Origin of the sequence: Pseudomonas sp. PA1(2017) (assembly GCF_001945375.1) — a bacterium.
Taxonomy (GTDB): Bacteria; Pseudomonadota; Gammaproteobacteria; order Pseudomonadales; family Pseudomonadaceae; genus Aquipseudomonas.
On record NZ_MSXU01000014.1, the window covers coordinates 181,573 to 202,409 of the forward strand.

Sequence of the window (20,837 nt, forward strand, 5' to 3'; positions counted from 1 at the left end):
AACCGCGCCTCTGCGCCCAGCGCGTCACACCTTGGCCGACGACGACAGTTGCAGCCAGACCGAGAACGCACCCAGCCCGGCCCAGAAGATGGTGAACATCCAGGGAGAGCGCAGTGAGAAACGCAAGGACTTCAAATAGCGCTCCTTGCTGGACTCGTGCTCGCTGAACAGCGGCGATTCGTCATACGCATGGCCGAACTTCGGCTCGCTCTGCAGCAACTGCTCCTGCTTGAAATGCCAGTGCGAGATGATCGCCGCCGAGGCACGAATGCCCGGCCAGGCATTGAGCGAGCTGACGATGCCCAGCAGCGCCAGCAAGGTCGGTACCACCAGGGTGAACATGTCGCCCCAATCGGGATTGGCGTTGGCCATCGAAGAGGCATAGGCGATGACCAGAAACGACTGCGCCGCCAGGTAGGCGTTGGTACGGTCGGCCATCAGGTTGGTTTCGTACTGGATTTCCCGACGGTAGAAATCCAGGCGTTCCTTGGGCGTACCGAACATCAGCGAGTCGGACACTTCGCTGCTTTCGGCGGGGGGGTCGGGGTCGGCGGAAACGATGATTCGGGACAATTGGAGATTACTCGTACGGCGGTGATCGGGGTCGAGCGCGGCGCTTGCAGCGGGCTGCAGGCGCCGTCACGCATTAACGCTTGGCTTGGGTGTCCGGCGCTTCCGAGCGGGTCAGGAAAGCATCGGTAAGTTCCGGCAGGTGATCCTTGATCCACTCGGCCATTGCCTCTTCCTGGGGCAGGATGGTTTCGCAGACTCGTTGAGTCTCCCGATCCCCCGCCGCCTTGGCCGCAGCGATCAGCACGGTGTAGGACGCGATCTCGAGGTTTTCGAACACGTAGCCGCTCATGGCGCCCTTGATCACTTCATCGCTCATCACCGAGCCACCGACAGCCTGGCCGAAGGCAGTCAGCTTGCCGGCGATATCCTTGAGCATCGACGGCTTCTCGCCGAGACGCTCCAGGCAGCCTTCCAGCAATTCGCGCTGGCCCTGGGTTTCCTCGATGTGTCGTTCGATACGGGTCTTGAGCTTTGGATAATGCTCGAGGCGCGAAGCCTGCGCCTTCAACATCTGTTCGGCCTGCTGTTCCATAGCATGGGCATCACGCAGCCAGCTCAACAGGTTTTCAGTCTTGGTCGCCATGATCGTTCGCTCCTGGGATATTCGAAGATTCATTATTGGGAACGGGGCCATGAGCGATACGTTCGCAATTAGGGACGAGCGGTTATTGAATGAATCAATATTCAACAGAGCCTGATCATTCATTTGATATAAAAACCATACAACTCAAAAAAAACCTATACAGCAGAGCTTTATATATAATTACCCGTATAAAAAATAACGGCCAGCTACTTCATTGGCGCAAATAAAAAGCCCCGCGAAGTGCGGGGCTCGGCAGCGGTATCGCTCAGGCGGTTGGGCGCTGGCGACGATCCAGGTTGCGGCGCGTCCACATCAATTTGGCGGCAGTCGGGCTCACCGGTGCTCCCGTGAAGGTAGGCAGCTTGCGGCGCACCCAGCGGGCGCCAGTGCCCTTCCACGAAATCTCGCCGCTGACCAGCTTCTGATCGCGCTCGAGCTCGTGCGCCAGGGCATGCAGCTCACTATGGTCGACCACGGTACGGCGATCTATGGCACGGCAAAGTTGAGTAGCGCCACCCTTGGCAACTGTCAGCAGAAATTTTCCATCCGGGCGCGGCGTCAGAGTGATTTCGTGATCGGGCAACGCAGACGCAAGCACTTCAATGGCAACAGCAGTCATCGGAAAACTCCCTTGGTGAATGACGATTTAACGTCACTCGGTAGTGCACACTGCATGCCAATACGACAACGTTAGCGAACACCTGTAAACAGGGCACTTTTCCGAACTTTAACAAGAGCCGATAGTGCAAAGTGCAAGATGCAACGTTAAACGCACCGCATTTTGCACGCCATCAAAATACAACTATGCCGAATTGATTTACCGCCATATATGACCAACCATCTCCAGCTAATTTACAAAGCTTACGAAATTAACGAAGTGCTTTCTTATATAGACAACAAGAACTATCTATCGGGTGCGAAGACCGCCCTCAGGCGATCCTCGCTACTACCACTCAAGGCCGCAGGATGACCTTGCGGCAATCGTCTTCCTGCTTGTCGAACAGGCGATAGCCTTCTGCGGCATCGGACAGGTTCATTCGGTGGCTGATGATGACCTCCGGCTGCAGCGCACCGTTCTGGATGCGCTCCAGCAGGTCCGGCAGCAGGCCGTGCACATGGGTCTGGCCCATCTTGAAGGTCAGGCCCTTGTCGAAGGCGTCACCGAACAGGAAGCCATGGATGAAGCCCGCATATACCCCGGGCACGCTCACCGTACCGCCCCGCCGAACCGCAGCGATGCACTGGCGCAGCGCCTTGCCGCTGCTGCCCTCGAGCTTGAGCTGGGTGAGCAGGGTTTCCGTGGCACTGCCCTTGGCCTCGAAGCCAACCGCGTCGATAGCGGCGTCCACGCCACGGTAGCCTTCGGTCTGCTCGATGATCGCCTCGGCCGGGTCATCGACCTTGTCGAAATTGATCGGCACCACGCCATAGGTCGCCCAGGCGTATTCGAGGCGGTACGGCTGGTTGTCGACCATGAAGATCTGCCTGGCCCCGAGCATCCGGGCGCAGGCGGCGGCCATCAGCCCTACCGGGCCGGCGCCATAGATGGCCACGCTGCTGCCCTCCTTCACCCCACCGTTGATCACCGCCTGATAGCCGGTCGGCAGGATGTCGGTGAGAAACAGCACGCGCTCGTCGTCGAGCTCATCGGGAATCTTGAATGGGCCAGCGTTGGCCTTCGGCACCCGCACCAATTCCGCCTGGCCGCCGGGCATGCCGCCATACAGGTGGCTGTAGCCGAACAGCGCGGCGCCGGACGGAATCTGCTTCTTGTTGAGGATGGCGCCGCGGCCGTCGTTGGTGGTTTCGCAGGCGGCATGCAGGTTCATGTCGCAGAAGAAGCAACTGCCGCAGGCGATCACGAACGGCACGATCACCCGGTCGCCCTTGCTGACCGCCGTCACGGCGCTGCCGACCTCCTCGACGATGCCCATGAACTCATGGCCGAACACGTCGCCGTGCTTCACCTGAGGAATCTTGCCGCGGTACAGGTGCAGATCCGAGCCACAGATCGCAGTGGCGGTCACCCGCAGAATGATGTCATCCGCTTCCTGAATGACGGGGTCGGGTACGTTGTCGACGCGAACGTCGTGGCTGCCGTGGTAGGTCAATGCGCGCATGCTGCTCTCCAGAACGAGGGTTTGGGGTGCCTGTTCTAAAGTCCGAGGAAGCGCCGAATCCTTTAGTTCAGCCGCCAGGATGAGTGGCCTGCACCCGCCGCTTACGCTTGTGGGGCGGGGCTTTTCGGCATTTTGAAGGGTTCAGGCGAGCGGCCCCTGCCCGTGTCAGGCACTACAGCCGACGGTGCGGGTGACGGCCAGGCCTGCACGCCATTGCGCGCCGCCGACGCCCGGCTTGCTACTATCGCCAGTTGCATCCATCGCGCGAGCCCCCCATGAGTGATGACCGACCAACCCGCAAGCGCGCGAGCCTACCCGCTGGCAAGGCGCCGACCCTGGCAGACGTCGCCAAGCTTGCCGGGGTCTCGCCGATCACCGTATCGCGCACCCTCAACCAGCCGGAGATCGTGCGCACGGCACTGCGCGAGAAAGTCTTTCGCGCCGTACAGCAGACCGGCTACGTACCGGCCATGCTCGCCGGCGCTGCCGAGCAGCGCAGCCGCCTGATTTCGCTGCTGGTGCCGACGGTAGCCAATTCGATCTTCGCGGACACCGTACAGGCGCTGATCGATACCCTGACCGAAGCCGGCCACGAAACCCTGATTGGCCTGACCAACTACAGCGCCGAGCGCGAAGAGCAACTGCTCGACACCATCCTGCGCCGGCGCCCAGACGGCATCGTGCTCACCGGTACCCTGCACACCGAGGCCAGCCGCATGCGCCTGTCGCATTCGGGCATCCCCATCGTCGAGTCCTGGGACCTGGCGCCGCGGCCGCTAGACATGCTGGTGGGCTTTTCCCATGAAGCGGTCGGCGCGGCCATCGCCCGCTACCTGACAGCCAAAGGCTATCGGCGTTTCGCCGTGGTGACATTGGATGACCCGCGCGGCCTGCGGCGCTGCGACAGCCTGGCCGAGGAGTTGGCCAGCCTGGGCATCGACGCCGTGCCCCGCGTCGTACTGCCACCACCGGCAACGGCCAACCTCGGTCGCGAGGGCCTGCAACGCTTGCTGGCCGCCGGTGAGCGCCCGGAAGTACTGGTGTGCAGCTCAGATACCCTGGCCCACGGCGTGCTGGTCGAGGCGGCCGAACGGGGCATCCGCGTGCCGGATGATCTGGCGGTTATGGGCTTTGGCGACCTGAACATCGCTGCGCACTTGCAGCCTTCCCTGTCCACGGTTCGCATCAACGGCGCCGAGATCGGCCTGCAGGCCGCCCGCGCCCTGCTCCAGCGCCTCGACCATCCCCATGAGGAACCGGTGAAAGTGCGCGTCGATACGGGCTTCAGCATCGTCGAGCGGCAGAGCGCCTGAGGCGCCGAAATCCACGGCTTTGCTGTTTGGCCGGTTGGTGGCGGGAGCGGTCGTTATTCGATCCACTGTAGGAGCCGCGACCTCGCGGCGATTCGCTCAGGCACAGCCGAAATAGGCAGTCAGGCTGCAATCGTTTCGCCCCGAGGTCGGGGCTCCCACAGGTTGGTTTGAGTGGTCGCCTCTGCCTTGAAGCAGCCCTCAGCCCTGTTCAATCCCTTGAATGATTACCTAATCAGCTTAACGTCCGGATTCACGCCAGTGTTTTCAACCACCTGGCGGCCCCAACAAGAACGTCAAGCGAGGTAATCCGCGTGAGTGAACAAACCCTTTCCCATGGCTGCGCAGACCAGGACCAGATCGCCTGGGTGCGCATCGCCTCGGTCTTTCTGCCCCTGGCCAACCCGATCAGCGATGCCAAGGTGCTGACCGGCCGGCAAAAGCCGATGACCGAAATCGCCATGCTGTTCGTGGAAATCGAAAGCAAGGACGGCCATCGCGGCCTGGGCTTCAGCTACTCGAAACGCGCTGGCGGCCCTGGCCAGTTCGCCCATGCTCAGGAGATCGCCCCGGCGCTGCTCGGCGAAAACCCCAGCGATATCCAGAAGCTGTGGACCAAGTTGTGCTGGGCCGGCGCCTCGGTGGGCCGCAGCGGTCTGTCGACCCAGGCCATCGGCGCCTTCGACGTAGCCCTGTGGGACATGAAAGCCAAGCGCGCGAACCTGTCCCTGGCCCGCCTGCTCGGCGCTCAGCGCGATTCGGTGCGCTGCTACAACACCTCCGGCGGTTTCCTGCACACGCCGCTGGAGCAACTGATGACCAACACCGACCTGTCTCGGGAAAAGGGCATCGGTGGCATCAAGCTGAAAGTCGGCCAGCCCGATTCGGCCCTGGACCTGCACCGCGTCGGTACCATCCGCAAGCACCTGGGTGACGAATTTCCGCTGATGGTCGACGCCAACCAGCAGTGGGATCGCCCCACCGCACAGCGCATGTGCCGACGCTTCGAAGACTTCAACCTGGTGTGGATCGAGGAGCCGCTCGACTGCTACGACGCCGAAGGCCACGCCGCCCTGGCCGCTGCGTTCGACACGCCAATCGCCACCGGTGAGATGCTCACCAGCGTGGCCGAGCATGCCGAGTTCATCAAAACCCGCGGCGCCGACTACCTGATGCCCGATGCGCCGCGGGTTGGCGGTATCACCCCGTTCCTGAAGATCGCCGCCATGGCCGAGCAGGCCGGCCTGATGCTCGCGCCACACTTCGCCATGGAGCTGCACGTGCACCTGGCCGCTACTTACCCGACCGAGCCCTGGGTGGAACATTTCGAGTGGCTGGAGCCACTGTTCAACGAACGCCTGGAAACCCGAGACGGCCGCATGCTGGTGCCGAACCGGCCGGGCCTGGGCCTATCCCTCAGTGAGCGGGTGGCCGGATGGACCGCCCAGCAGGCGGAATTCGGCCAGCGCGGCTAAGCTTCCCACAACGCGAAAACGCTACCGGCCCAGTGCCGGTAGCATCGTTTGCGCAAGAAACGATTGACGCCATTTTTTTGTGCAATGGCCCTTTAACAGCAAACGTCGAGGTACTACACTTCGCGCCCCTCGCGGTGGAACATCCTATAAATCGCGTGGAACGTCGGCGAACAGAGCGCCTGGTATTAAAGGTTCCGCGGCTCTGGTCGAAGTAATGGAAACCCAAGGATCTTTTCTCTGTCAGGAGCTGCGGCATGCAGTCGTTAAAGTCGCTGTACGATTCCATCGAGATGCACTTTTTCGATACCTTGACCAAGAAATTATCCAGCCTCTTCCTGTTGGTCCTGGTCAGCGGCCTGCTGGTCTGGGTAGCCCTCAGCCTGCGTGACGACATCGTACAGTTGCTGCACGGCGCGCAAATCGACCCGGCCCTGCTCAAGCAGGTGGAAGGCAAGCTCGACACCCTCGGCACTGCCCTGGCGCTCAGCGCGCTGTTCACCTTGGGCATGGTCAGCTTCATGGTCTGGTATTTCCGCCACCTGATCGTGCGCCCCGTGGACAACATGACCCGCGCTCTGGAAGAGATCGCCAGCGGTGAGGGCGACCTGTCACGCGACCTGCCGCTGCTCACCCACGACGAAATCCGCACCCTGGCCAGCACCTGCAACCGCTTTCTGGCCAAGCAGCGCGAAATCATCAGCAACGTGCAGGCGCTGACCGTGCAGATCGCCGTCGAATCGGCACGATCACTGAAGAACATCAGCGACTCCAGCGACAGCGCCACCCACCAGGCACGTTTCGCCAACGAGGTGATGAGCGAGAGCAACAGCGCGGTCGGCCGCATCGAAGAGGTCTCGCAGCAGACCCAGGCCATCTCCACCACCACCGCGCACAACCTGGGCATGGCCCAGGATTCCTACGCGGAACTGCTGGAAGTGACCGGCAACATCAGCGCCATTTCCAACAGCCTCAACGAGTTCAGCACCCTGGTCTCGGCGCTAAACGAGCGTTCGTCGAACATCAAGTCGGTGGTCGGCCTGATCCAGCAGATCTCCTCGCAGACCAACCTGCTGGCCCTCAACGCGGCCATCGAGGCGGCCCGCGCCGGCGAAAGCGGCCGAGGTTTCGCAGTGGTTGCCGATGAGGTGCGCACCTTGGCGCAAAACGTCAGCCAGGCGACCGGCGACATCTCGCAGAACATCGACGCCATGCTCAAGGAAGTCAGCACCACCCACGAGCAGACCGCACGTATCAGCCAGAGCGCCCGGGAAACCCAGGTGGTGGTCGAGCGCGCCACTGGCCACTTCGAGGTCATGATCAGCGATTTCGAATCCACCAACGGCAAGCTGGCGGAGATCGCCGAGCACATCCAGCAGGTGGCAGATGCCAATACCGGCATCAATGATCGCGTGACCCAGATCCATGCCGACAGCCAGGCCATCGACCAGCGTATGCAGCGTTCGGCCACTGCCACCCGGGACCTGTCCGCCGTTGCCGAGCGGGTGCAGGAATTGCTCGGCCGCTTCGTGCTCGGCGAGGGCGAACTCGATGCCGCCATCACCCGCGCCACCGGGTGCCGCGATGCCTTGCAGACTCGCCTGGCGACTTTGCAGCGCGAAGGCGTGAACCTGTTCGACCAGAACTACAAGCTGATCGCCAACACCGATCCCAAGCAGTACATGACCGGCTACACCGAGCGCTTCGCGCAGATCTGCCAGGAAGAGATCGACCGCCTCACCAAGGGCACGCCTGGCGGCATCGTCACATTCATCGTCGACACCAAGGGCTATTGCCCGGTGAACAACAGCTGGGTATCCAAAGCGCCGACAGGCAACCGTGCCGTCGACCTGCCGGTATGCCGCAACAAGCGCATGTTCTCCGACCCGGTGGGCCTGCGCGCGGCGAGCAACACCCAGCGCTTCCTGCTACAGACCTACCTGCGCGACACCGGCGAGATCATGACCGAGATCGACGTGCCGTTCTTCTTCGAAGGCCGCCACTGGGGCAACATGCGCATGGGCTTCGACGCCTCACGCCTGCTGGGAAAATCCTGATGTGCGCGAGTTGATCGGCCCTCACCCGGGCCAAAGAAAGCCCCGAATCATCGGGGCTTTTTCATGGGCGCATGATGCGCTCAATGCAGGGAATCCAGGTTGCGCCGCGACCACATCGTCTTGGCTGCGGTCGGGTTGACCGGCGCACCGGTGAAGGTCGGCAGCTTGCGCGACACCCACTGCGCCCCGATGCCCTTCCAGTTCACCTCGCCGCTGAGCAATTTGCGATCACGCAGAATCTCGCGCTCGAGGGCACGGGCGCCGTCCTCACTGTCCACGGCCAGCTTGTCGACGGCCTTGAGGAATACAGCTTCGCCTCCCTTGCTGATGCTCAGCAGGTACATGCCATCCGGGCGCGGTTTGATGGAAATATCGTGATCGGGCAGTGCAGTGCAAAGTTGTTCGATAACGGCAGTATTCATTTGGATGACCCTTCAGTGGTGGCAGGCGACTGCTTACAAGTACCAACAGACAGGTGCATCACATATGCCAACTTTATCGCTCAAGGAGTTCGCTGATTTCATTGATCATCGAGCCGCTTACGCTTGTGCCGCGCTCTTGCACTTTGCATGAATCGGTTTTATTGCACGGGCATCATGCATGCTCCAGCAAACGCCATTAAAAAGCGGTTTTAAAAGGCCATCATGGCCGAGCATCTTTTCAGGCGAACTTAATCAACTAAAGGCATTGCGTAATGGAACAGGGCTATGGCCCCGCCACACGCCGCAACGTTCGATCAAGCAATGGAGAACATCTCGGCAAGGCGCTTGCGACGTACTGTCCCAACCCGCGAACACCCCGACTTCACGGGCCTTCGCTGTAACGAAAGGAGATCCACCATGGGCGATCCTTCTGTGCTTTTCTGGCTCGGCGCATTCGTCGTAATCGGTTTCGTTGATCTTGTCACTGTCATGAATCTGTGGCGCAGTGAAAAGAGCTTCAATACGCGACTTATGTGGGCACTCATTATCGTGTTGCTGCCAGTAATTGGTTTGATCATCTGGGGCTATGCCGGCCCGCGCGGCATGCCAAAGCCCCCCACTTCACCGGAGCAAAGTAAGTAATCTCGATTGACAATAACGAACCGCCCTGCATTATTGCCTTAATAAAGGAGCAATGCCGAGAGCAATAATTGTGGCAAAGATGAAATTTCTGGACGCTGCTACGTTGCTGTACAACTATTTCCAGCCACTTATTGTACACGTGTCATTGGAGTCGCCAACGAGTATGGTCGTGCGGCTTTCGGAAATGGATTCGACGACCTCCCTCGAAGTGCGCGATATCCCTTACAGGACATCGCTCACTCCAACGGAGGTTTTCGCTATCATCGAGCAGATCGAGGAACGCATCCGCCGTGAAAAGCCCGAGCTGTTCAACCGCCATTGCGTGAACAAGCTGCGTCTGCCCTGAGACTCAAGCCTGAGGCTCGCGCTGGCGATCCTGGTAAATGGCATCGAGCAAGACCACCAGCTCGGCTGCCGTGGGTACGGTACGCCCGCCCAACTCATCCTGCACCGAAGCGCGCACACTCTTGGTAGCGAGCCCGAAGCGGCTCAGTGCGTCACTCATCGCCTGGTCATCCAACCCTTGTTGTTCGAGCAGGCGCATCAGGCTGTCCCACACGTCACGAAGGTCCGGCTGGTGATCACGGCCATCGGGCCATGGGTGGCCTACTCGCGGTTCGGGATGCATTTCCGCCACGGTCACTTCACCTTCGTAGGCGCGCACCGAACCACCCTTTTCGGCGATGCGCGCATCCCGTGAGGCACGGTTCCAGGCAGCCTGCGCCAGTGCCGGCGAGGTGGTCGCGCATTGCAGTTCCTCGTCGAGATAAATCCTGAATTCGCCCATGTCGTTCTCCCATCGATTGATTGTCGACTGTCCTCAGATTCGATTCGGTCGACGCCCAGGGATTCAGGTTTTCTGCCGCCCGGAGGCTGCGAAATCAGCGTGCTTGAAGCATCCGGATACATACGTCGATTGTCCGAACTCAAAGTGCAGTCGAGGCCTCGTAACTATCAGGGGCTGCCTGACCAGCCCTTCGATCATCAACCAGGAGGAAGTACCCATGAGCCAGACGCCAATCGACCCGACTCCGCCGAACAGCCCTGCCAAGGACGTGGAAGGCGACAACGTCAACGTGGTGAAAAAGGAAAACCAGCGTCCTGGAGAGAAGACCGAGACAGTGGATCGGGCCATTACCCCGACCACCATCAAGACCAAGGAGCAGGAGGCGGAAAAGATCAAACAAGCGTCTGAAGAAGCGCGTCGCAAGCTCGAGGAATAAGCCCAGGGCAGCCTTCGATCATCGTGAGAGCCGAGCCCCCCGGCGAATGGTGGTTACGGCGCCGTTACCGCAGCAAGGCCGCTATCGGTTCGCGCCGGGTCGGCGCTCCTACACGGACGGTGGGCTGCCTGCGATAACTGTGGGAGACGCGACCCGCGGCGAATGGTGGTCAAGACGCCGGTCCTGCAGCAAGGCCGCTATCGCGTTCGCGCCGGGTCGGCGCTCCTACACGGACGGTGGGCTGCTTGCGATAACTGTGGGAGACGCGAGCCGCGGCGAATGGCGCAGGCAACGATACTCTTTCGGAAACGGGCCCGCAGCGGACGTACTGCGGGCCCCGGGCCTTACGGCAGCGGATTGCCGCCGGTCACCCCAAAGGTTTCACCGGTGATGTAGCTCGACTCCTGTGAAGCCAACAGCACGTACAGCGGCGCGCACTCGGCCGGCTGGCCTGGGCGCTTCATCGGCACCTGGGAGCCGAAGGTGGGAATTTTCTCCTGGGGCTGGCCGTCGCTGGGTTGCAGCACGGTCCAGATCGGACCCGGTGCGACCGCGTTGACACGGATGCCCTGCCCGATCACCTGGCTCGACAGTGCCTTGGTGAACGCGACGATGGCCGCCTTGGTGGAGGCGTAGTCGAGCAACGTGCCGGATGGGTCGTAGGACTGGATCGACGCCGTGTTGATGATCGCCGCACCCGGCGGCATCTGCGCAACCGCCGCCTTGCACAACCAGAACATGGCGTAGACGTTGGTCTTGAAGGTGTGGTCGAACTGCTCGGTGGTGATCTCGGCAATATGCTTCTGGGTGATCTGCTTGCCGGCCACATTGACCAGAATGTCCAGGCCGCCGAGGGCGCCGACCGCATCGCGCACCAGCGACACGCAGAAGGCCTCGTCCTTGAGGTCGCCGGGAATGGACACTGCACGACGGCCCTCGGCCTCGATCAGTTTGATGACTTCCTGGGCGTCTGGCTCTTCCTCGGACAGGTAGTTGAGCACGATGTCCGCGCCTTCACGGGCGTAGGCGATGGCTGCCGCACGGCCGATCCCGGAATCGGCGCCAGTGATCAGCGCCTTGCGTCCGGCCAGGCGGCCGAAACCGATATAGCTTTCTTCGCCGTGATCGGGCTCGGGAGTCATTTCCAGATCCAGGCCCGGCTCGGACTGATGCTGCGCCGGAAATTCCGGCTGCGGGTACTGGGTCAGCGGGTTCTGCATGGCAAATTGGTTGGAAGTGTTGCGGGTCATCGGACTCTCCTGCCATCTGGGTGAATGCACGGTTGCCGCCACGTCTGAAGCGCAATCGCTGCAGGCGAAATCACCTGCGTTCCAGATTGGGAGAAAAGCCCGCCGCTTGAAGTTCCACCCTTCCGAGCAGCGGGCATGAGCCGCTCTAGCACGGCCGCTTCGCTTGTTCCTACGACGAAACGGTGTGCTAATCAGCGCTGAGTGACGATCAGCGTCGGTCGTGCATCGCCAGGCGCCACCGCAGTACTCGGGCTGAGTGTCACAGGGATGGATTTGGCGGCCGGCACCTTGCTGCGTTCGGCGTGGTGCCAGAGCGGCACCAGCGGATTGCACTCGGGGTAGTACGCCGCGCAGCAGCCCTGGGGGATGTCGTAAGCGAGAATCTGCAGCGGCCCGACCTGGCGCTCGACCTCCGGTTCCACGGCGGTGGTCACGTCCACCCAATCGCCGCCGGCCAGGCCAAGGCGCACGATATCGTCGGCGTTCATGAAGATCACCGAACGGGTGCCATGCACACCGCGAAAGCGATCTTCGTAGCCGTAGATGGTGGTGTTGAATTGGTCGTTACTGCGGATCGTCATCAGTTGCAGCACATCGCGCCGCTCATAGGCGGCGCTCACGACATTATCGGCGACGAGCGGCTGCGGCACCGCGAACTGCGCCTTGCCGCTTTCGGTCGCCCACTCGCGCTGCGCCGCGGCCACCGGACGACGAAAACCGTCCACCTGCCACATACGCTGCTCGAAGTCGTGGAAGATCTCAGGATAAATGGCCGTGATGGCCTTACGAATGCGTCCGTAATCTCGTCGCCACGCTTCCCAGTCGATATCGACCTCGTCTGGTAGCGTGGCACGCGCCAGCCCAGCGATGATTGCCGGCTCCGACCGTAAATGCTCACTCGCCGGCTCGCTCCTGCCGCGCCAACCACGTATGTAGCCAGTGCTGTCCTCGACGCTGTGGCTCTGCTCGACGCCGTCCTGACGGTCAATCTCGATACGCCCCAGGCAGGGCAACAGCCAGGCCTGCTCACCGGGCAGCAGGTGCGAGTGATTGAGCTTGGTGGCCACCTGCACGTTGAGCGCCAGGCGCTGCCAGGCCGGCTCGATCTGCCCGGTATCCGGAACCGCGCGCAAGAAGTTGCCACCCAGACTGACGAAGCCGCGCACCCGGCCATCGAGCATGGCGGTGCAGGCATCGACGGTGTTCAGCCCCATGCGCTCGGGCACCTTGAACTTGAAGTGCCGCTCGATCAACTCGCCCGGCACCTTGGCGGGATCCTCGGTGATGCCCACGGTACGCTGGCCCTGCACGTTGGAGTGGCCGCGCACCGGACAAATGCCGGCGCCCGGCTTGCCAATATTGCCGCGCAGTAACAGCAGGTTGACCAGCATCTGCACGTTCTGCACGCCCAGACGATGCTGGGTCATGCCCATGCCATAGACGATCATCACCCGTTGCGACTGCGCATAGACCAGCGCCGTCGCCTCCATGGCCGCGCGCTTGAGGCCGGTGATGCCCTCGATCTGCGCCCACTCCTGGCCCCGTACATAGGCAATGAAATCGTCGGCACCGCTGGTGTGCTCGGCGATGAATGCCATGTCCAGCACGCCGGGCTCGCCACGCTGCCGGGCGGCATCGTGCAGATCGAGCAGTGCCTTGCTGACACCTACGATGGCTGCGGTATCGCCACCGATGGCGACCTGGTGATACTGGGTGCTGATCTGCGTGGAATTAGGCCCGAGCATCTCGATTGGCGACTGCGGGTTGACGAATTCCTGCAGGCCCCGCTCCTTGAGCGGGTTGAAGGTGATGATCGGCACGTCACGCTGCCGCGCCTCCTGCAATTGGTGAAGCATGCGCGGGGCGTTGCTGCCGACGTTCTGGCCGAAGAACAGCAAGCAGTCGGTCTGCTCGAAATCGTTCAGGGTCACGGTGCCGACCGGCACGCCTATGCTCTCCTGCAGGCCCACCGACGTGCTCTCGTGGCACATGTTGGAACTGTCCGGCAGGTTGTTGGTGCCATAGGCGCGAGCCAGCAACTGGTACATGAACGAGGCCTCCAGCGAGGCGCGGCCGGAAGCGTAGAACACCACCTCGTCCGGCTGCAGCGCACGCAGGCCCGCACCAATTTCCTGGTAGGCGGCCTCCCAGCTGGTTTCCTCATAGCGGTCGGTGCCCGGGTTGTAGCGCATCGGATGGGTCAGGCGGCCGTGCTTTTCCAGAGCATGGGCCGACCAGCCGCGCAATTCGCTGACGCTGTGCTCGGCGAAGAACTGCGGGCTGCTGCGTTTGGTCGTCAGCTCCCATGCCGTGGCTTTGGCGCCATTCTCACAGAACTCCACCAGGTGGGTATCGCCAGGTTTGGCCCAGGCGCAACTCACGCACGCGAAACCTTCGGGCTTGTTCTGCTTGAGCAGCGCAACGCCGATCTTTGCCACCGCTCGTTCACGCAGCAAGATACCCGTCACCGACTTGGCCGACCCCCAGCCCCCGGCGGCGTTTGTATAGGGTCGAAATCGAGTTTTTGGATCAGTCAACATATCCCTCTCCCACGCGTGGCTCGTTCTGGTACGACGAAGCCATCTCGCGAAAGGTTCGGCTAAAGGCCAGGCTGGCGGGCATGCGATTAGTGAGGGCATATGTCGAACAAGCGAAACGGCGCACCGACGGGATTCTGGCAACGCAAAAAGGCACCTGCATGAGGTGCCTTTGCGGATGCGCCGGGCTTACTTGTTGGCGGTCAGCACCGCGCAGCTGGTCATCAGGTTGCGGTAGTCCGGGATGTGATCCGAGCAGATCGATGTACGGCGCGTCCGGGAACAGCTCCTTCAGCTCTAAAACCAGCGGGCCGTTGGGGCTGGTTTCGAAGCGGGTGGTGAGGATGGTCGGCAGATTGAAGAACTTGGCGATGTCGGCCAGAGCTTGAGAGCCTACTCTAGGCTCGGTGCGGTCGCGTCGCAGTCAGTTTGGGCTGCGAGAAAAGGCCCAAGGTGCGCACACTGATCGACTTTCTGGCGGAAGAGCTTGGGCGGAGTGATATGGCGTGAGGCATTTCGAAAGCCTGCGGGCACTGTTAAGAACCGACTCGCTGCGCTGGCAGGTACTGCAGCACGTGCGAGCGCTGCATCTGCCTGATTGCTGGGTGGCCGCAGGCTTCGTACGCAGTGCCGTCTGGGATCACCTGCATGGCCGCATTGCATGCTCTCTGCCGCCCGATATCGATGTGATCTGGTTCGATCCCGACAGTGCTTTGCCGGAGCAAGACGCCGAGCTCGAAGCCCAACTGCTGCAGGTCGATAACCGGCTCAACTGGTCGGTGAAGAACCAGGCACGCATGCACCTGCGCAACGGCGATGAACCTTATGCATCAGCAACGGATGCGATGACTCACTGGCCCGAAACCGCAACGGCAGTCGCCGTAAGGCTGGCTGCAGATAACGAATTGGAGATCGCCGCGCCCTTTGGTTTGGATGATCTCTTCAACCTCGTCCTGCGCCCAGCCGGAGCGTTTCAGAGAGAGAAGCGGCATCTGTTCGTCGAGCGGCTGCAGAACAAAAATTGGCTCCAGAAATGGCCCGGCCTAACTGTGCTCGACTAGGCCGGTAGGGTGGATCACGCTTCTCCGATCCACCGCCCTACGGTGCGCCACCCTGTAGCCTGGGTCGAGCGCAGCGATAAAGAAGGCATCGATCTACCGGGTATCGCTACGCTCGACCCGGGCTAGGAAAGCCCATCACATAACTACATGCTGAACAGACGCAAGTGCATGACGGATCGATGCAACCATCGCAGCCCCCACTTCGCCCTCGCTAACATCCTTCCCGAATACCGCGCAGGTCACCGTGCCGGCGTCGGTGACGCAACGGTAGACCGCAATCACACTACCCGGACCGCAGCCGGTATGACCGCATAGGGTTAGACCACCTTCCACATCGCCCTGCATCAAGCCCAGGGCATAACCCGCTACGACCCAGGGCCGGCCTGCAAGTGGACCTCCCAATACGCGGCGTGTCTGCATTTCAACCAATAGTGCCTCGGGTAACAGACCCGTACCGAATAGTCGGTCCAGCAGCAACGCGGCATCGGACACGCGGCCAGCCAGCAGCCCGTGGTAAACCCAGCCAGGGTGATAAGCGGCAGCGCTTCCCATATCGACGTCGTGCAAATCTGCCGGCGCCTCAACCAGGCGAACGTTTGACACACCAAGAGGCCGCAACACCCGCTGCGCAATGACACTCTGCAGCGCTTTTCCAGTGACGGCCTCGATCAACTGGCGGATGTACAGGTAGCCGACATTGGAATAGCCCCAGCCGACACCTGTTTGATAACGCAGTCGTGTTGCATCGAGGCGCTTGAGCATTTCATCCGCAGACCAAGGCTCATCACCACGGGCAACGGCGGCATGGTAGTCGGCCAACTCGCCATAATCAGCCAATCCTGCCTCATGCCTGAGCAGTTGCCGCAAGGTGAAGGGGCCAGCGGGCAACACCTCATCCAACACCAGCATCCCATCACGCACCAGGGTCAGCGCTGTGGCGGCGAGCACGGTCTTGCCAAAGCTCCACCATGGCACTATCTGCTCCGACGGGGCCCCGGCGAGAAATTGGCCATTGATGACCAGTGAATTGGAAAGTGCTGACATCACCTGTCTCCGTGGGTTGGCGAAGCGTCCTGAGCAAAGCGGCGCAAGGTGCAGCAGTGAGTTTTATCGGCCTGAAACCTGGCAGGAAGAAGGTAGAAGCAGCCTTCACTGTTTTATTGTGGGAACGGGCCATGCCCGTGATTTTTCGCGGGCATGGCCCGCTCCCACGGGATAAAGGAACGGCTAATGCCACCACTTTTCCGTCAGATCGATTGAAGCAAACACACTAAGCCGGTCCTGAACAGTGCATGTCCACGACCGGCCAACGCCTGCATCATCCCTCCACCTGACTCCACTGCTTGCTCAGGCGCTTGTCCGAGACAGCCATCTTGGTTCCCAGCTGCTGGGCCCAGAGGGATACGCGGTACTCCTCGAGCATCCAGCGATACAGGGTCAGGTTGGGGTCGCGCTTGCCTTCCTGCAGGTGCTTGCCCAGGCGCGCCTGGTATTGCTCCCAGTAGCCGGCCAACTCGCCGCTCCACACGCGGTCGCGCTGCAGTTGCGCGGCGATCTTGTCGAAGCGTTGTTCGATGGCCTTGAGGTAGCGCGGCAGTTCCTTGAGCCATTCGGCCGGGGTTTCGCGCACGAAGCCGGGATACACGAGATTGCCCAGCTGCGCCTTGATGTCGTTGAGCGCCACGGCCTGGGCCAGGTCGATCTTGCCCTTGAAGCGCTTCTGCAGGCCGTGCCACAGCTTGAGAATCTCCAGAGTCAGGCGAGCCAGCTTCTCGGCGTGCTCGGCCCAGACGCCACGCCTCTTCTCGGCCAGGGCGGCCAGGGCTGCGCCGTCACGGGGCAGCGACGGCTCGCCTTCGAGGATGCAGCTGTCGAGGCTGGCCAGGAGGATGTCCTCGACGAGCGCCTCGACGCGGCCCAGCTCGCGGTGCAGCAGGCCCAGCTCGGTCAGCCCCGGCAACTTGCCACGCAGGAATTTGGCCGGCTCGGCCAGCTGTTGCAGCAGCAGGCGCTGCAAGGCACGACGATGCTGGAACTCGGCCTCGGCCTGGGTCGGGAAACGCCCTTCCCTGACCACGCCACCGTCCTCGACCAGCGCCGGGAACACGGTCATGGATAGCCCGGCCACCTTCTGCTGGGTCTTCTCGGCAACCTGGGCAAAGCCTTTGGCTTCCACCGGCTTCTGCACCTTGTCGGCCTGCGGAATGGCCAATGCAGCCTGGCTGGCCTCGGCGAAGCGGGCGGTCAGCTCGGCCAGGTCGCGGCCTTCACCGAGCAGCTTGCCATGGGTGTCGACCACTTCGATGTTCATCTTCAGGTGGTCTTCGAGCTGGCGGGTGGCCTCGATCCACGCCTCGGCGTCGATCCGCGCACCAGTCATGCGCTGCAGCTCGCGGCCCAGGCTTTCCGGCAGGCTGCCCTGGCCGAAGGTGAGCTTGCTCAGGGCCGCGCCGACGAAATCCGGCACCGGCACGAAGTTCTTGCGCAGCGCCTTGGGTAGGCCGCGCACCAGATCGATGGCCTTGGCTTCGATCAGCCCCGGCACCAGCCATTCCAGACGCTCGCCCGGCAGTTGTGGCAACAGCGGCGCCGGCACACGCAGGGTGACGCCGTCACGGGGGTGGTTGGGCTCGAAATGATAGGTGAGCGGCAATTGCAGCTCGCCGATATGCAGGGTGTCCGGATACTGCGCGGCGGTGACTTCCAGGGCCTCCCGGGCCAGCACGTCCTCCTCGCGCATCATCAGCAGTTGCGGGTCCTTGGCGCTCTCGCGCTTGTACCAGCTCTCGAAGGTGGCAGCCTGATAGATGTCCTCTGGAATCCGCGCCTCGTAGTAGGCGAACAGGGTTTCCTCGTCGGCGAGAATGTCGCGGCGGCGCGCCTTGGCTTCCAGTTCGTCGAGCTTTTCCAGCAGTTGGCGGTTGGCGTTCAGGCACTTGGCGCGGCTGTTGATTTCACCGCGTACCAGGCCTTCGCGGATGAACAGTTCGCGCGAAGCCTGCGGATCGATGGGCCCGTAATGCACCGGGCGGCGCCCCACCACGATCAAGCCGTACAGGGTGACCTGCTCGTACGCCACCACCTGGCCGCGCTTCTTCTCCCAGTGGGGCTCGAAGTGGTTCTTCTTGATCAGGTGCCCGGCCAGGGGCTCGATCCAGTCCGGCTCGATCTTGGCGACCTGGCGGGCGAACAGCTTGGTGGTCTCGACCAGTTCGGCGGCCATGATCCAGTTGGGTTTCTTACGACCGATCACCGACGACGGATGCACCCAGAAACGCCGCTGCCGCGCACCCTGGTAATCGCCCTCCTCGGTCTTCTGGCCGATCTGGCTGAGCAGGCCGCTGAGGATCGCCTTATGCACTGCGGCATAGCTCTTGGCGCGCTGCGCCGCCTCGCTGGCCTCGGCCTGCTCGCGCAGGATCACGTTGACCTTGGTATCGGTGGTCGCCTGCACCGGTTTCGCCGCGGGCTTGCCGCCCTCGGCGGTTTGCGCCGCGGCCCTGGCGGGCGCCAGTTGCAGATCCTTGGCGAGCAGCACCAGTTGGCGGTGAGCATCGCGCCATTCGCGCAAGCGCATGTAGTTGAGGAAGTTCTTCTTGCACCAGGTGCGCAGCGGATTGCTGCCCAGTTCCTGGCGTTTTTCCTCGAAGCCGCGCCACAGGTTGATCAGCGCGGCGAAATCCGAATCCACGTCCTTCCACTGCGCGTGGGCCTGGTCGGCGGCCTGCTGGCGATCCATCGGTCGCTCACGCGGATCCTGCACGGACAGCGCACTGGCGACGATCAGCAACTCCTGCAGGCTGCCGAGCTTGGCCGCTTCGAGCACCATGCGGCCCAGGCGCGGGTCGATGGGCAGGCGCGCCAGCTGGCGGCCCAGGGGCGTCAACTGGCTCTCGCGGTTGACCGCCGAGAGTTCCTGCAAGAGGTTGAAACCGTCGCTGATGGCCTTGCCATCCGGCGGCTCGATAAAGGGGAAAGCCTCGATGCTGCCCAGGCGCAGATGGAGCATCTGCAGGATTACCGCCGCCAGGTTGGTGCGCAGGATTTCCGGATCGGTGAAGGTCGGCCGGCCGAGGAAATCCTCCTCGCTGTACAGCCGCACGCAGATGCCCGGCTCGACCCGCCCACAACGACCCTTGCGCTGGTTGGCGCTGGCCTGGGAAATCGCCTCGATGGGCAACCGCTGCACCTTGGCGCGGTAGCTGTAGCGGCTGATGCGCGCGGTGCCGCTGTCGATCACGTAGCGAATGCCCGGCACCGTCAGCGAGGTTTCCGCCACGTTGGTGGCCAGCACGATCTTGCGCCCGGCCATGGGCGCGAAAATCTTCTGCTGCTCGGCGGGCGTGAGCCGCGCATACAGCGGCAGCACTTCGGTGAAGCGCAGGTTGGCCTTGCGCAGCACCTCGGCGGCATCACGGATCTCGCGCTCGCCGGGCAGGAAGATCAGCACATCGCCGGGGCGCTGGCCGACGCTTTTCTCGTGGGCGGCGATCTCGTCCAGCGCGGCAAGAATGCCCTGGTCGACGGTCAGGTCGTCGAGCAGGCTTTCGCCCTCCTCGTCCACCTCGGCAGCCAGCGGGCGATACCAGGTTTCCACCGGGTAGGTGCGCCCGGAGACTTCGACGATGGGCGCATCCGGCCGCCCATCACCACCGAAGTGCTTGGAGAAGCGCTCCAGATCGATGGTCGCCGAGGTGATGATCACCTTGAGGTCGGGCCGGCGCGGCAGCAGGGTTTTCAGGTAGCCGAGCAGGAAGTCGATGTTGAGGCTGCGTTCGTGGGCCTCGTCGACGATGATGGTGTCGTACTTTTCCAGAAAGCGGTCGTGCTGGGTTTCGGCGAGCAGAATGCCGTCGGTCATCAGCTTGATCAGCGTGGTGTCCTTGCTCTGATCCTCGAAGCGCACCTGGTAGCCGACCAGCTCGCCGAGCGGCGTACCGATCTCCTCGGCCACCCGCGTGGCCACACTGCGCGCCGCCAAACGCCGTGGTTGGGTGTGGCCGATCAGGCCATGCTGGCCGCGGCCGATCTCCAGGCAGATTTTCGGCAACTGAGTGGTCTTGCCCGAACCGGTTTCGCCAGCGATCACCAGCACCTGATGTTTTTCCAGCACCGCCTTGATCTCGTCGCGCTTGGCGGCGATCGGCAAGGCATCGTCATAACGCATCACCGGCACGCTCAGCCGCCGCGCTTCGACCTTGGCGCACGACGCCTGAAAACGCTCCAGCCACTGCGCCTGCTTGGCCGCATCGGGCTTTTTCTGCAGCTCGTGCAACTGCCGGCGCAGACGATGGCGGTCGGCGATCATGGCGTGGTCGAGTTTTTTCTGCAGGGCGGCGATATCGAAGGGGGCGTCGGTCATCAGGCTCGGGGCGGTTCGCGGAAAAGCGGCGATTGTCGCAGATTACGGACTGGTGCGCGCTACCGCCGCCCTGCACTGGTCAAGGCAGTCGCTGCCTGGCAGAGCCCAGCGCCTGACGCCTGCAGCGCACCTTTAACCAACTCGCAGAAGAGGCATGCCGACCGAGAAAATCTCCGGCGGTTGATCAACCAGACCTTGCAACCGACGAGCCAGGTCGCCCATCCT

At 62.3% G+C, this 20,837-nt stretch carries 17 protein-coding genes and 1 pseudogene; 7 read left to right on the forward strand and 11 right to left on the reverse strand.

The genetic code is table 11. The annotated features are described in order from the left end of the window. Positions 1-24 precede the first annotated feature (24 nt). From BVH01_RS20185 to BVH01_RS20200, 4 genes are all read right to left on the reverse strand, one after another. Positions 25-573 carry a hypothetical protein gene (locus tag BVH01_RS20185; RefSeq protein ID WP_075932027.1) on the reverse strand — a complete coding sequence of 183 codons (549 nt, stop codon included), beginning with the start codon at positions 571-573 and terminating at the stop codon, positions 25-27. Between the two features lie 73 nt (positions 574-646). Next, the gene (locus BVH01_RS20190) at positions 647-1,156 is read right to left on the reverse strand and encodes a ferritin-like domain-containing protein (protein ID WP_075932028.1); all 510 of its coding nucleotides are present in this window, start codon (positions 1,154-1,156) and stop codon (positions 647-649) included. Between the two features lie 265 nt (positions 1,157-1,421). Further along, the gene (locus BVH01_RS20195) at positions 1,422-1,775 is read right to left on the reverse strand and encodes a DUF3509 domain-containing protein (RefSeq protein ID WP_075932029.1); all 354 of its coding nucleotides are present in this window, start codon (positions 1,773-1,775) and stop codon (positions 1,422-1,424) included. 334 nt (positions 1,776-2,109) lie between these two features. Next, positions 2,110-3,276 carry a zinc-dependent alcohol dehydrogenase gene (locus BVH01_RS20200; RefSeq protein ID WP_075932030.1) on the reverse strand — a complete coding sequence of 389 codons (1,167 nt, stop codon included), beginning with the start codon at positions 3,274-3,276 and terminating at the stop codon, positions 2,110-2,112. A gap of 275 nt (positions 3,277-3,551) precedes the next feature. Between BVH01_RS20200 and BVH01_RS20205 the strand changes: the two genes are divergently transcribed. From BVH01_RS20205 to BVH01_RS20215, 3 genes are all read left to right on the forward strand, one after another. After that, entirely contained in the window at positions 3,552-4,589 is a 1,038-nt protein-coding gene (locus BVH01_RS20205) for a LacI family DNA-binding transcriptional regulator (protein WP_075932031.1), read from the forward strand. A 311-nt stretch (positions 4,590-4,900) separates the two neighbouring features. After that, on the forward strand, positions 4,901-6,061 hold the full coding sequence (locus BVH01_RS20210) for a mandelate racemase/muconate lactonizing enzyme family protein (RefSeq protein WP_075932032.1): 1,161 nt from the start codon (positions 4,901-4,903) through the stop codon (positions 6,059-6,061). Positions 6,062-6,315: 254 nt separating this feature from the next. After that, positions 6,316-8,115 carry a methyl-accepting chemotaxis protein gene (locus BVH01_RS20215; RefSeq protein WP_075932033.1) on the forward strand — a complete coding sequence of 600 codons (1,800 nt, stop codon included), beginning with the start codon at positions 6,316-6,318 and terminating at the stop codon, positions 8,113-8,115. A gap of 80 nt (positions 8,116-8,195) precedes the next feature. Here the strand turns inward: BVH01_RS20215 and BVH01_RS20220 are convergent, their stop codons facing one another. After that, positions 8,196-8,537: a hypothetical protein gene (locus tag BVH01_RS20220; RefSeq protein WP_075932035.1), complete on the reverse strand. Its 342-nt coding sequence runs from the start codon at positions 8,535-8,537 to the stop codon at positions 8,196-8,198. A gap of 417 nt (positions 8,538-8,954) precedes the next feature. On the opposite strand from BVH01_RS20220, the gene BVH01_RS20225 reads away from it, so the two are divergent. Together BVH01_RS20225 and BVH01_RS20230 are read left to right on the forward strand one after the other, a co-directional pair. Next, a complete protein-coding gene (locus BVH01_RS20225) occupies positions 8,955-9,179 on the forward strand; it encodes a PLD nuclease N-terminal domain-containing protein (protein WP_075932036.1) in 225 nt (74 codons plus the stop codon). 79 nt (positions 9,180-9,258) lie between these two features. Then, positions 9,259-9,525: a DUF1652 domain-containing protein gene (locus tag BVH01_RS20230; RefSeq protein ID WP_168177303.1), complete on the forward strand. Its 267-nt coding sequence runs from the start codon at positions 9,259-9,261 to the stop codon at positions 9,523-9,525. 3 nt (positions 9,526-9,528) lie between these two features. Here the strand turns inward: BVH01_RS20230 and BVH01_RS20235 are convergent, their stop codons facing one another. Continuing rightward, positions 9,529-9,966 carry a hypothetical protein gene (locus BVH01_RS20235; protein WP_075932038.1) on the reverse strand — a complete coding sequence of 146 codons (438 nt, stop codon included), beginning with the start codon at positions 9,964-9,966 and terminating at the stop codon, positions 9,529-9,531. 217 nt (positions 9,967-10,183) lie between these two features. On the opposite strand from BVH01_RS20235, the gene BVH01_RS20240 reads away from it, so the two are divergent. Further along, positions 10,184-10,402 carry a hypothetical protein gene (locus tag BVH01_RS20240; RefSeq protein ID WP_075932039.1) on the forward strand — a complete coding sequence of 73 codons (219 nt, stop codon included), beginning with the start codon at positions 10,184-10,186 and terminating at the stop codon, positions 10,400-10,402. Between the two features lie 344 nt (positions 10,403-10,746). On the opposite strand, the gene BVH01_RS20245 is transcribed toward BVH01_RS20240, so the two are convergent. From BVH01_RS20245 to BVH01_RS20255, 3 genes and pseudogenes are all read right to left on the reverse strand, one after another. Beyond that, positions 10,747-11,652 (reverse strand): SDR family oxidoreductase, encoded by a 906-nt coding sequence (locus BVH01_RS20245; protein ID WP_075932040.1) that lies wholly within the window; start codon positions 11,650-11,652, stop codon positions 10,747-10,749. A gap of 191 nt (positions 11,653-11,843) precedes the next feature. Then, positions 11,844-14,192, reverse strand: coding sequence for an FdhF/YdeP family oxidoreductase (locus BVH01_RS20250; protein WP_075932041.1), 2,349 nt, complete (start codon positions 14,190-14,192; stop codon positions 11,844-11,846). Positions 14,193-14,451: 259 nt separating this feature from the next. Further along, positions 14,452-14,574 (reverse strand): annotated as a pseudogene (locus BVH01_RS20255) (hydrolase); the annotation flags it as partial. Positions 14,575-14,695: 121 nt separating this feature from the next. Between BVH01_RS20255 and BVH01_RS20260 the strand changes: the two are divergent. Continuing rightward, a complete protein-coding gene (locus BVH01_RS20260; protein ID WP_075932042.1) occupies positions 14,696-15,250 on the forward strand; it encodes a nucleotidyltransferase family protein in 555 nt (184 codons plus the stop codon). Between the two features lie 135 nt (positions 15,251-15,385). On the opposite strand, the gene BVH01_RS20265 is transcribed toward BVH01_RS20260, so the two are convergent. Further along, positions 15,386-16,294: a serine hydrolase gene (locus BVH01_RS20265; RefSeq protein ID WP_075932043.1), complete on the reverse strand. Its 909-nt coding sequence runs from the start codon at positions 16,292-16,294 to the stop codon at positions 15,386-15,388. A 274-nt stretch (positions 16,295-16,568) separates the two neighbouring features. Beyond that, a complete protein-coding gene (gene hrpA, locus BVH01_RS20270; RefSeq protein ID WP_075932044.1) occupies positions 16,569-20,612 on the reverse strand; it encodes an ATP-dependent RNA helicase HrpA in 4,044 nt (1,347 codons plus the stop codon). Positions 20,613-20,837 lie beyond the last annotated feature (225 nt).

Bases quoted from the DNA above. Each gene is read 5' to 3' on its own strand.
- BVH01_RS20190 (WP_075932028.1), bottom strand. From the start codon at position 1,156: ATGGCGACCAAGACTGAAAACCTGTTGAGCTGGCTGCGTGATGCCCAT.
- BVH01_RS20195 (WP_075932029.1), bottom strand. From the start codon at position 1,775: ATGACTGCTGTTGCCATTGAAGTGCTTGCGTCTGCGTTGCCCGATCAC.
- BVH01_RS20200 (WP_075932030.1), bottom strand. From the start codon at position 3,276: ATGCGCGCATTGACCTACCACGGCAGCCACGACGTTCGCGTCGACAAC.
- BVH01_RS20205 (WP_075932031.1), top strand. From the start codon at position 3,552: ATGAGTGATGACCGACCAACCCGCAAGCGCGCGAGCCTACCCGCTGGC.
- BVH01_RS20215 (WP_075932033.1), top strand. From the start codon at position 6,316: ATGCAGTCGTTAAAGTCGCTGTACGATTCCATCGAGATGCACTTTTTC.
- BVH01_RS20220 (WP_075932035.1), bottom strand. From the start codon at position 8,537: ATGAATACTGCCGTTATCGAACAACTTTGCACTGCACTGCCCGATCAC.
- BVH01_RS20225 (WP_075932036.1), top strand. From the start codon at position 8,955: ATGGGCGATCCTTCTGTGCTTTTCTGGCTCGGCGCATTCGTCGTAATC.
- BVH01_RS20230 (WP_168177303.1), top strand. From the start codon at position 9,259: ATGAAATTTCTGGACGCTGCTACGTTGCTGTACAACTATTTCCAGCCA.
- BVH01_RS20235 (WP_075932038.1), bottom strand. From the start codon at position 9,966: ATGGGCGAATTCAGGATTTATCTCGACGAGGAACTGCAATGCGCGACC.
- BVH01_RS20240 (WP_075932039.1), top strand. From the start codon at position 10,184: ATGAGCCAGACGCCAATCGACCCGACTCCGCCGAACAGCCCTGCCAAG.
- BVH01_RS20245 (WP_075932040.1), bottom strand. From the start codon at position 11,652: ATGACCCGCAACACTTCCAACCAATTTGCCATGCAGAACCCGCTGACC.
- BVH01_RS20250 (WP_075932041.1), bottom strand. From the start codon at position 14,192: ATGTTGACTGATCCAAAAACTCGATTTCGACCCTATACAAACGCCGCC.
- BVH01_RS20265 (WP_075932043.1), bottom strand. From the start codon at position 16,294: ATGTCAGCACTTTCCAATTCACTGGTCATCAATGGCCAATTTCTCGCC.
- hrpA (WP_075932044.1), bottom strand. From the start codon at position 20,612: ATGACCGACGCCCCCTTCGATATCGCCGCCCTGCAGAAAAAACTCGAC.